The organism is Rhodoblastus sp. (assembly GCF_052145335.1).
Taxonomy (GTDB): Bacteria; Pseudomonadota; Alphaproteobacteria; order Rhizobiales; family Beijerinckiaceae; genus Rhodoblastus.
Genome location: NZ_JBKQOU010000323.1, coordinates 1 through 9,171, shown reverse-complemented (window position 1 = coordinate 9,171; position 9,171 = coordinate 1). Strand labels below are relative to the sequence as shown.

At 63.5% G+C, this 9,171-nt stretch carries 10 protein-coding genes, 1 tRNA gene and 1 riboswitch; of the genes, 3 read left to right on the top strand and 8 right to left on the bottom strand.

All coding sequences use genetic code 11. From position 1 onward, the window contains the following. Positions 1-131: 131 nt before the first annotated feature. From ACLP2E_RS20070 to ACLP2E_RS20055, 4 genes are read right to left on the bottom strand one after another with little or no spacing between them, the layout of a single operon-like run. A complete protein-coding gene (locus tag ACLP2E_RS20070; RefSeq protein WP_442464156.1) occupies positions 132-737 on the bottom strand; it encodes a thiamine phosphate synthase in 606 nt (201 codons plus the stop codon). Beyond that, entirely contained in the window at positions 734-1,528 is a 795-nt protein-coding gene (locus tag ACLP2E_RS20065) for a thiazole synthase (RefSeq protein ID WP_442466913.1), read from the bottom strand. The genes ACLP2E_RS20070 and ACLP2E_RS20065 overlap by 4 nt, the downstream gene beginning before the upstream one ends. Before the next feature lies 1 nt (position 1,529). Then, positions 1,530-1,736 (bottom strand): sulfur carrier protein ThiS, encoded by a 207-nt coding sequence (gene thiS / locus ACLP2E_RS20060; protein WP_442464158.1) that lies wholly within the window; start codon positions 1,734-1,736, stop codon positions 1,530-1,532. Further along, positions 1,696-2,733, bottom strand: a complete 1,038-nt coding sequence (locus ACLP2E_RS20055; protein WP_442466912.1) for an FAD-dependent oxidoreductase — start codon at positions 2,731-2,733, stop codon at positions 1,696-1,698. Before ACLP2E_RS20055 ends, thiS begins: the two co-directional genes overlap by 41 nt. 71 nt (positions 2,734-2,804) lie before the next feature. Further along, a riboswitch (TPP riboswitch) is annotated at positions 2,805-2,930 on the bottom strand. Positions 2,931-3,086: 156 nt separating this feature from the next. On the opposite strand from ACLP2E_RS20055, the gene irrA reads away from it, so the two are divergent. After that, on the top strand, positions 3,087-3,590 hold the full coding sequence (irrA, locus tag ACLP2E_RS20050) for an iron response transcriptional regulator IrrA (protein WP_442461502.1): 504 nt from the start codon (positions 3,087-3,089) through the stop codon (positions 3,588-3,590). Here irrA and ACLP2E_RS20045 read toward each other — a convergent pair. Then, the gene (locus tag ACLP2E_RS20045) at positions 3,584-5,125 is read right to left on the bottom strand and encodes an undecaprenyl-phosphate glucose phosphotransferase (protein WP_442466911.1); all 1,542 of its coding nucleotides are present in this window, start codon (positions 5,123-5,125) and stop codon (positions 3,584-3,586) included. The genes irrA and ACLP2E_RS20045 overlap by 7 nt on opposite strands. A 188-nt stretch (positions 5,126-5,313) precedes the next feature. Here ACLP2E_RS20045 and ACLP2E_RS20040 point away from each other — a divergent pair, with 188 nt between their 5' ends. Further along, complete coding sequence (locus tag ACLP2E_RS20040) at positions 5,314-5,670, top strand: hypothetical protein (protein WP_442461500.1); 357 nt, start codon at positions 5,314-5,316, stop codon at positions 5,668-5,670. Positions 5,671-5,679: 9 nt separating this feature from the next. Here ACLP2E_RS20040 and ACLP2E_RS20035 read toward each other — a convergent pair whose 3' ends face one another. The 3 genes from ACLP2E_RS20035 to hflK form a co-directional block, all read right to left on the bottom strand. Continuing rightward, positions 5,680-6,753 carry a YjbE family putative metal transport protein gene (locus ACLP2E_RS20035; protein WP_442466910.1) on the bottom strand — a complete coding sequence of 358 codons (1,074 nt, stop codon included), beginning with the start codon at positions 6,751-6,753 and terminating at the stop codon, positions 5,680-5,682. Positions 6,754-6,820: 67 nt separating this feature from the next. Next, positions 6,821-7,717: a protease modulator HflC gene (gene hflC / locus ACLP2E_RS20030; RefSeq protein WP_442466909.1), complete on the bottom strand. Its 897-nt coding sequence runs from the start codon at positions 7,715-7,717 to the stop codon at positions 6,821-6,823. Beyond that, complete coding sequence (gene hflK / locus ACLP2E_RS20025; protein ID WP_442463729.1) at positions 7,714-8,775, bottom strand: FtsH protease activity modulator HflK; 1,062 nt, start codon at positions 8,773-8,775, stop codon at positions 7,714-7,716. Before hflK ends, hflC begins: the two co-directional genes overlap by 4 nt. A 312-nt stretch (positions 8,776-9,087) precedes the next feature. Between hflK and ACLP2E_RS20020 the strand changes: the two genes are divergently transcribed. Beyond that, a tRNA-Lys gene (locus ACLP2E_RS20020) sits at positions 9,088-9,163 on the top strand. The last annotated feature ends 8 nt before the right edge of the window (positions 9,164-9,171 follow it).

The following is a 9,171-nucleotide window of genomic DNA, read 5'->3' as shown; positions in this document are numbered from 1 at the left end:
CGCCATTCTGGGTCATTCCGGGATGGGAAATAAGCGTCAGGTTTCGACCACTGGAGTCGATTGCGATTCGACCCAGGCGCAACCGACTCCAGGTCAGCTTCGGCGCGATTTTCGCAAAATTACGGATTGGCTCAGGCCAAGCTTCGCAACGCCGCAACCCATTGTCGCGCCCGTCCCTCCGGGTCGGGATTGAGCGTGATGTCGGTGACGACCGCCACGCTGTCGGCCCCGGCGCGCAGGGCTTCCACGCCGCGCTCGGGCGTCAGGCCGCCGATGGCGACCAGAGGCAGATCGCCGATCCTGCGCTTCCAGACCCCGATCCTCTCCAGCCCCTGCGGCGCCCAGGGCATTTTCTTCAATAGAGTGGGAAAGATCGGCCCCAGCGCGACATAATCGGGTTTCGCCGCCAGCGCCGTCTCCAGTTCCGCCTCGTCATGGGTGGAAAGGCCGAGTTTCAAGCCCGCCCGCCGGATCGCCGGCAGGTCGGCGCAGACAAGATCCTCCTGGCCGAGATGGATGAAATCGCAGCCGAGATCGATCGCCAGGCGCCAGTAGTCATTGACCACAAGCTGCGCGCCAGCGCGGGCGCATAGCTGTTTCGCGGCGGCGATGGTCTCCCGCAATTCGGCCTCGCCGCTGTCCTTGACCCGCAATTGCACGAAACGCGCGCCGCAGGGCAGCAGGCGGCGCAGCCAGTCGAGCGAATCGACGATCGGGTAGAAAGGATCGAGCTTCATGTGAAGGCTTTTCCCAGCACCGGAGTCGAGGGGGCGGCCATGTCGCGCGGCTCGATCGGTTGGGCGAGAAAAGCGCCGCGTCCCGCCTCGCAGGCGGCTTTGAACGCGCGCGCCATGGCGACGGGATCGCCAGCACGGGCGATGGCGGTATTGAGCAGCACCGCGTCATAGCCGAGTTCGAAAGCCTGCGCCGCCTGCGACGGCGCGCCGAGCCCGGCGTCGATCACCAGCGGGACATCGGGAAAATGCGCGCGCAGGGCGCGCAGGCCGAACAGATTGTTGAGGCCCCTCCCCGAGCCGATCGGCGAGCCCCAGGGCATCAGCACACGACAACCGGCGTCGAGCAGCTTCTCCGCGACGACCAGATCTTCCGTCATGTAGGGAAACACCTGAAAGCCCTCGGCGCACAGGATTTTGGCGCCTTCGACCAGCCCGAACACGTCGGGCTGCAAGGTGTCTTCTTCGCCGATCACTTCGAGCTTGATCCAGGGCGTGCCAAAAAGTTCGCGCGCCATTTGCGCGGTGGCGACCGCTTCCTTGACCGTCCGGCAGCCAGCGGTATTGGGCAGGACGCGAAGGCCGAGCGCGCGGATCAGCTCCCAAAAGCTTTCGCCGGCGCGCCCACCCCCGGCCTCGCGGCGCAGCGAGACGGTGACCACTTCCGCCCGCGACGCGCGCAAAGCCTCGGCGAGGATCGCCGGCGAGGGATAAAGCGCCGTGCCGACCAGCAGGCGCGAATTGAGGGCAACATCATAAAAATGTAACGGGTCGCCGGTGGACGCAACGTCCATGTCAGCCTCCCTGCCGGGGGGTCAGGATTTCGACGCGGTCGTCCTCGCCGAGCATGGTCGTTTCCCGCTCCTTGGCGCGCACAAAACGCTCGTTGACCGCGGTGGCGACCAGTTCCGGCGGATAATCGAGTTCGGCGATCAGCGCGGCGAGGTTTTCCGCGCCGACGTCAAGACGCTCGCCGTTGACCAAGAGGCTTAACCGTCTCATCCATCACCTCCGGAAAATAAGCTTCGTCGAACACTACGCGCGCCGCGCGGCTGGCCAGAGCCGGCGACAGCAGGAAACCGTGCCGGTAAAGGCCGTTGAGATAAAGCCGGCGCCCCTCGCGTTTTATTCGCGGCAGGTTGTCGGCGAAACTCGGGCGCACGTCGGAGCCGGTCTCGACGACTTCCGCCTCGGCGAAAGCCGGATGAATGGCGAAGGCCGAATTGACCAGTTCGACCAGGGATTGCGCCGTCACCCGCGCACGCTCCTCGTTCTCGATCATGGTCGCGCCGACCATGAAAGTCCCGTCGGGCCGCGGCACGATATAGACCGGATGGCGAGGATGCAGCATCCGCACCGGGCGCGAAAGCTTCACGTCCGCCGAGCGTAAAATCATCATCTCGCCCTTGACGCCGCGCAGCCCGGTTAGATCGGGTTTTGCCGCGAAACCCCGGCAATCCAGCGTCCAGTCGCAATCGTCCGGCAAGGTGGCGGCGTCGACGCCATAGCGAAAGACGACGTTGGGTTCGATGCTGAGAAGCCGGACCAGTTCCGCCATGGCGGCGCGGGGGGCCAGATGCGCCTCTTCGGCGAAATAAAGCGCCAGTTCGAAATTGTCGGCGAGATCGGGTTCCAGCGCGGCGAGGCCGGCGCGGTCCAGGGTTGCGAAATGGCTGGTGCGCTTGGAAAACTGGACCAGTTCGGAACGGTCGCGCGGCCGCGCCACCACCAGGCTGCCGCGCCGCTCGGCGACCGGGACGATGCGCGTCCAGAACTCCAGCGCCTCGACGCCGAGATTGGCGACGAGCGGCTCGGTGCTTTCCGCCTCGCACCACGGCGCGATCATGCCGCCAGCGTAAAAGGAGCAGCCAAGCCCGGCTTTGTCGGCCTTTTCGACGATTTCCAGCATCGGATCGCGGCCCGTTTCGCGCGCTCGCTGGAGAAGTTCGTAGGCAGCGGTGAGCCCCGCCGCGCCGGCGCCGATTACCCGGATGCGCATGTCACGCCCTCCAACTCTTTGGGCCGTCCGAAGCGGAAAAGGGAGATTGCGCGCGGGGACCGAAAGGGAAAAGCTCCGGTTCACGCCATCCCTCCGCCAGTCCGAACTGGATCAGGTTTTGAGGGTCGCCGGGCCGCAGGTCTCTCCCCGCGCCACCAGCCTCTCAGCCTCTTGGCGAGGCTCCCCTTGGCTATCGTGAAACTTATGTGTCTTTATCGGCTTGCGCGTCAAGAGGCGGTTTGGCGCCATGCTTGCGTCTTGGCGTCGCGGGGCGCGGCAAAATCCCCAGACGCTACTTTAGAGCCTTTCAAAGAATCGCGGCGATGTGTTAAAATCCGCGGATGAGGAAGAAAATGACGGCAATGGAACAGGAAAACAGCAGCACGGCCGTCAGCCGGGTTGTCGCAAAGCCGACATATGATTGGAAAAACGGCGCCCTCGCCCGCCTGGTTCGGACCAAGTTGCGCGACGTCGAACTGCGCCCGACGCGCCAGCGGGTGAGCCTCGCCAGCCTGTTGTTCGTCGCCGGCGATCGTCATGTCACGGTGGACCAGCTTTTCGCCGAGGCCAAGGCGCTGCGCATGCCGCTGTCGCGCGCCACCGTCTACAACACCTTGCATCAGTTCGTCGCTGCCGGACTTGTCCGCGAGATCGCGCTTTACGGCTCGAAAGTCTGGTACGACACCAAGACCGGCTCGCATTGCCATTTCTTCGACGAAGACGACGCTGTGCTGTTCGACATGCCGGTCGACCTCACTCCTCAACTGAATATCCAGCCTCCCAAGGGGAAGAAGATCGTCGGCGTCGACATTATCGTGCGGCTCGCCGACGACACCGACGAAACCTCGCCTCAGTAGGCGTTCTTGGGAAACAACACCGCAAGCGGCGTTTTCGCCAAGATCTTGATGTCCAGCCACGGCGACCAGTGGTCGATATAATAAAAATCGTGGGCGACGCGCTGTTCGATCTTCTCGACCGTATCGGTTTCGCCGCGCCAGCCATTGACCTGCGCCCATCCGGTCATGCCCGGCTTGACCCGGTGGCGCGCGAAATAGCCTTCCACCGCCCGCTCGTAGATCATTCCCGCCGCCTTGGCTCTCAGGGCATGCGGACGAGGGCCCACCAGCGACAGGTCGCCCTTGAGCACGTTGAACAATTGCGGCAATTCGTCCAGCGAGGTTCGACGGATGAAGCCGCCGAATTTGGTCACGCGAGGATCGTCGCGCGCCACCTGAATCTTTGCCGAAGGGTCGCAACTCGCGGTATGGAGGGAGCGGAATTTATAGGCGCGGAACGGCTGGTTGTTGAAGCCGTAGCGCGTCTGCACGAACAGAACCGGACCGGGCGACGACAGCCTGACCCCTAGCGCCAGCAGCGACAGAAGCGGCGACAGCAGCACAATCAGGACCAGCGCCAGCGTGCGGTCGAAAAGATTTTTCTGTGCGACGGCCCAGTCGGACAAAGGCTTGTCGAAAACCGGCAGGAAGGGAACGTCGCCAATGTAGGAATAGGCGCGTCCGCGCAACGGGAGTTTTTCGCCGGGTGCGAAAATCCGCACGTCGACCGGCAAGACCCATAGTTGCTGGAGGACCTGAAAAAGCCGGTTTTCCGCGAAGAGCGGCAAGGCGACGACCAGGAGATCGACCTTTTCAGCGCGGCAGAAAGCTTCGAGATCGGCGAAGGAGCCCAGATGTTTGTAGCGGCCCGGATTTTCATGGCGCCCGAAGTCGTCCGGCGGCCGGGGCTGGACCCGGTCGTCGAACACGCCGAGGATCTGCAGCGCGCCTTTGCCCGACTTCTCCAGCCGCCGCATCGCGTCCAGAGCCGGCGCGCCGCCGCCGACGATCAAGGTGCGGCGGGCGAGACGCCCTTCCCGCGTCCAGCGCCCCGTCACTTGGGTGAACAGGGCGCGTCCGATCACGCCAGCGGCCAGGCCGCTGGCCAGCCAGCGCAGGGTCCAGGGCCGCAGGAGCGCCAGTTGCGCCTGGCCCAATCCCGCCAGCACGCAGCCTGCATCCCACAAGGCCAAGGCCGCCGCGAAAGCGAAGAGCAGATTGAAACTCTGGCGCAAAAAGTCGCCGGGAGCGCGGATCGTATAGGACCACAGCCAGTGCAGAACCCAGATTCCGACGGCGGTCATCGTGAAAACGCCGCAGACCGCAAAAAGTCCGTCCGCCTTCGCTGGACCAGTGACGGCGAGAGCGGAGAGAAAGCCGTTTGCCGAGAAATTCAGGAGGTCGAACACCAACAGGACGCCGACAATCCCGGGCTGTGATATCCGCCTCGCCATTTCTGGCGTCGGGCCGAACGCCGCCTGTCGAAAACCCCCGCCCGCGAGGTTCTTTGGCTCGGCCGGCTTTTTTTGCGCAGGGAAGTCAAGGGCGAGACCCATGAGCGAATCGCAACTCTGGTTTGATTACACGCCCTGATTGTATCTTGAGCGAGTAAACAACTGGTTCCCCGGGAGTCTCGGATATGTTTAGCGCTTTTTTTACGGCTGTCGCCGACACTTCGACCTGACAATTTTCAGGGCCGCCAGTTTTGACTGAACTGCGCGCTCGAGCTCCATGAAGGCCTGTCTTGACCGCTCGCGCGCCCGCCCTCGCCTTTCTGCTCGCCGTAGCGGCGCCGGCAACGGCGTGGACAGCGGAATGGCGTTTCTGCGTCGGCGTCGCGCCGGCGGCGCACGAAACGGTGATCACCGACATTTTCGCCAGCGCGGCGGAAAGCGCGCGGATCGAACATCGCCTTGAAGCTTATTTTCGCGCACGCAAGGGCATGGTGCTGACTTTTCAATGTCCGCGCGGCGCGCCGGAACGCTTTTCCGCGCTCAACGCCCAGACCGCCGCCCTGCAGTTCAACCGAAAACTGGGTTATGCGGTCAACGGCCTGCCCGCCGCTGAAATCGCCGCCCTGGCCGGCGAAGAGGTGTTTTGAGTCGTCCGATCAATCGGGGATCAGCATCGTCACGGTGAGGAACAGGCCAAAAACCACGAATAGCGCGACCAGTCCCAACACCATGAAGCGGTCGCCCGCTGCTTCCGTTGCCTCGGTGTCTTCCACCGCCGTTTCGTCGGCCGAGGGCGATGCGACAGGTGGAGACGCCGCTCGCCCTTCCCGAGAAGCGACGCCGCTTGGGCTATTCAGGTCAGCGGCGAGATCCGCGCCCGCTGCATCCGGCACCGACTCGGGGGGCGAAACAAGATCATCCTTTACATTCAATATCTCTTCTAACTCTCTGTCTTCTATTTTTTTTTCAAATTCACCACCTTTTGCCAGTTCGGCAACGTTCGGTAGGGTCGCAACATAATTCCGCACTTCGGCAAGGCGCTTGGCGTGTTCCCTTTGGCGCGCGAAACGGCCCTGCGCCAGCACGAAAATCGCGCAGGCCAGTGGCAGCGCAATGTAGAGCGCCGGCGCCTGATGGTTCACCCAGCCGCGAAACAGCGGATCGGCGACGATCATGTCGCCCGCCACCCAGCCAAGCATGGCGGCGCCGAGGTCGACCAGCAGCGGAAAGGCCCGCATCAGCCGGCTGAAGCCGAAACTGCCGAACACGATCATCGGAATGCTCAAGGCGAGCCCAAAAGCCAGCAGCCAGAATTTTCCCTCCGAAACCGCGGCGAGCGCCACGACATTGTCGACGCTCATCGTCGCGTCCGAAAGCACGATGACGCCGGCGGCGGCGACGATGCCGCCCTTGACCGCCCCCGGCGAGGGATGCGGCAGGTGATGCGGGCCATGCTCGTTCATCAGATTCATGGCGATGACCAGCAGCGGCAAGGCGCTCAGAAGCTGCAGGTAAGGCAGTTCGATCAGCCAGGCGGTCACGGAAGTGAGGATCAACCGGAACAATATGGCGGCGGCGGCGCCCAGCCAGGCGGCGCGGCGCGCCTGTTCGGGCGGCAAGCTTCGACAAGCGAGCGCGATAACCAAGGCATTGTCGCCGCTGAGCAGCAGATCGAGAAACACGATTTGCAGCAGAACGCCGAGATCGAATGCCGCGACGGCGCCATCCATCAACGAAACACCTTTCGTTTCGAAGCATAGGAACAACGCCGGACAAATTTATGTCGCTCAGCCGTGGTCACTTGCCAGTCTCGGACTTGCTACGCGGTTCCGCCGGGCCGGATTTGAGCGCGCGCAAAAATTCCGCGTCGGGGGTCAGCAGCAGCACCGGGCCACTGTCGGCGAGCGCCGAGCGATAGGATTGCAGCGAGCGATAGAACTGATAGAAACCCGGATCGCCCTTCTGCGCGTCCGCCAGCAGGCGGCTGGCCTCGGCGTCGCCCTCACCGTGGGTGATCCGGGCGTTGCGCTGCGCCTGCGACAGGATGACGGTGCGATCGCGATCGGCGCGCGACTGGATCTGCTGCGCCCATTCGAAACCTTGCGCGCGGAGTTCCTTGGCCTCGCGCTGGCGTTCGGATTTCATGCGGTCGTAGATCGCCTGGCTGGTTTCCAGCGGCAGGTCGGCGCGGTGCAGCCGCACTTCCGTGACCTCGACGCCAAGCGGCGCAAATTTGGCGCTGACGTCGGCATGGACGTTCTGGACCACCTCGAGCCGGCGGGGCGACAGCAGCGCCGGCAGGTTGATCTGGCCGAATTCGCGGCGCATCGCTGTCGAGACCACCTGCGCCAATTGCGCGCGCGCCTCCGCCATATTGCGCAGGCTCTGGTAGAACCGCAGCGGATCGACAATGCGAAACCGCGCATACATCTGCGCCACGATGCGCTTCTGGTCGCCGAGGATCACCTGTTCCGACGGCAACTCCAGCAACAGAAGGCGCGCGTCGTTGACGATGACATTGTCGACGAAGGGCGCCTTGAATTTCAGCCCCGGCGTTTTTTCAACGCCGACCGGCGCGCCAAGCCGCACGATCAAGGCGTTATCGCCCTCGTTGAGCGCGTAGAAGCTGGACAGCGCGATGAACAAGGCGGCGGCGGCGGCGAGGCCAAGCGGAAAAAGCTGCTTCGCTTTCATTTGCCGGCCCCCTCGCGCGGTCGGAGGCTTTCCGGCGCCGGCCTGACTTCGCTGAGCGGCATGAACGGGGCGAGCGGCGCCGCGCCCTTGCCGGAGGAGTCGACAATCACCCGTGAGGACTTTCGCAGAATCGCGTCGACGCTTTCGAGATAGAGCCGCCAGGCGGTGACGTCGGGCGCCAGGGCGTAGCTTCGATAGATGGCGGTGTAATTCTGCGCCTCGCCCTGGGCGAGATTGACCGTCTGGGCCTTGTAGGCCTCAGCGTCAAGCCGGATGCGCTCGGCCTCGCCGCGAGCGCGCGGCAGGATATCGTTGGCGTAGGATTCCGCCTCGTTGCGCGCGCGCTCCTGGTCGGCGCGGGCGCGCTGCACGTCGTTGAAGGCGTCGATCACCGTCGCGGGCGGATCTACACGCGACAACTGCACCTGAACGACGCGGATGCCGGCGCCTTCGCGGTCGAGCATATCCTGCAACAGGGACTGGGTTTCTTCGGCAACCTCGCGCCTCTTGTCGGACAGGGCGGCCTGGATCGGGGTACGGCTGATCACTTCGCGCAGCGCGCTGCCAGCCGCGATATGCAGGGCCGCGTCCGGCTCGGCGACATTGAACAGATATTTGCCGGCGTCCTTGACCTGCCAGAGCAGCGAGCAATCGGCCTCGACGATATTCTCGTCGCCGGTCAGCATCTGCTTGTCGCGCGCCTGGTCCATCGCGCCATTGAGCCCGACGCCCAGCTGCATCTGGCGAATCTGCGTGATTTTGGGGAGCATCACCGATTCGACCGGCCAAGGCAGATGGAAATGCAGTCCCGGCTCCTTGGTGGCGACCCACGCCCCAAAGCGCAGCACCACCCCCTGTTCGTCCGGCTGGACCTTGTAGAAACCGGTCGAGAGCCAGACGAAAACCACGAGGCCCGCCAGCAGCCCCCAGCCGCGCCGGTCGAGTTGCGGCAGCTGCAAAAACTCCATGAATTTTTCGCGCGCGCCCTCGGCCACGGTGACGTTTTCAGGATTCTGGAGAGAAGCTTTGGATTGGTCGTGCATTGCGCTCTTATACATTTTTTTGCCGCCCTACGGGCGGCGCCCCTCGCATAAGCTCGGCGTCGCATTCGCTCCTAACCAAATCTCACCTGTGAGATTTGGTATTTGGTCCTGCCCGGCTCCTGCAACGTGAGCGGCCGGGAAAAGCGGACTTTTCCGCTCTTATCACGCCGGGCTGGCGAGGGCGACAAAAATGCATCTGTCGCAAAATTGCAAAAGGTCATAAAATTGCAAAATCAATACGGAGAGTCTGGACATGGGGACACGGCTTTGCTAAATCCCCATTCGCTTCGGCGGCGACGAAACATCGACCGCTGATTTTTTTTCGATGGGCGCTTAGCTCAGTTGGTAGAGCAGCTGACTCTTAATCAGCGGGTCGTAGGTTCGAACCCTACAGCGCCCACCATCGAAAAA

Bases quoted from the DNA above. Each gene is read 5' to 3' on its own strand.
- hflK (WP_442463729.1), bottom strand. From the start codon at position 8,775: ATGTATAAGAGCGCAATGCACGACCAATCCAAAGCTTCTCTCCAGAAT.
- ACLP2E_RS20035 (WP_442466910.1), bottom strand. From the start codon at position 6,753: ATGGATGGCGCCGTCGCGGCATTCGATCTCGGCGTTCTGCTGCAAATC.
- ACLP2E_RS20065 (WP_442466913.1), bottom strand. From the start codon at position 1,528: ATGGACGTTGCGTCCACCGGCGACCCGTTACATTTTTATGATGTTGCC.
- ACLP2E_RS20055 (WP_442466912.1), bottom strand. From the start codon at position 2,733: ATGCGCATCCGGGTAATCGGCGCCGGCGCGGCGGGGCTCACCGCTGCC.
- ACLP2E_RS20045 (WP_442466911.1), bottom strand. From the start codon at position 5,125: ATGGGTCTCGCCCTTGACTTCCCTGCGCAAAAAAAGCCGGCCGAGCCA.
- thiS (WP_442464158.1), bottom strand. From the start codon at position 1,736: ATGAGACGGTTAAGCCTCTTGGTCAACGGCGAGCGTCTTGACGTCGGC.
- hflC (WP_442466909.1), bottom strand. From the start codon at position 7,717: ATGAAAGCGAAGCAGCTTTTTCCGCTTGGCCTCGCCGCCGCCGCCGCC.
- ACLP2E_RS20070 (WP_442464156.1), bottom strand. From the start codon at position 737: ATGAAGCTCGATCCTTTCTACCCGATCGTCGATTCGCTCGACTGGCTG.
- irrA (WP_442461502.1), top strand. From the start codon at position 3,087: ATGACGGCAATGGAACAGGAAAACAGCAGCACGGCCGTCAGCCGGGTT.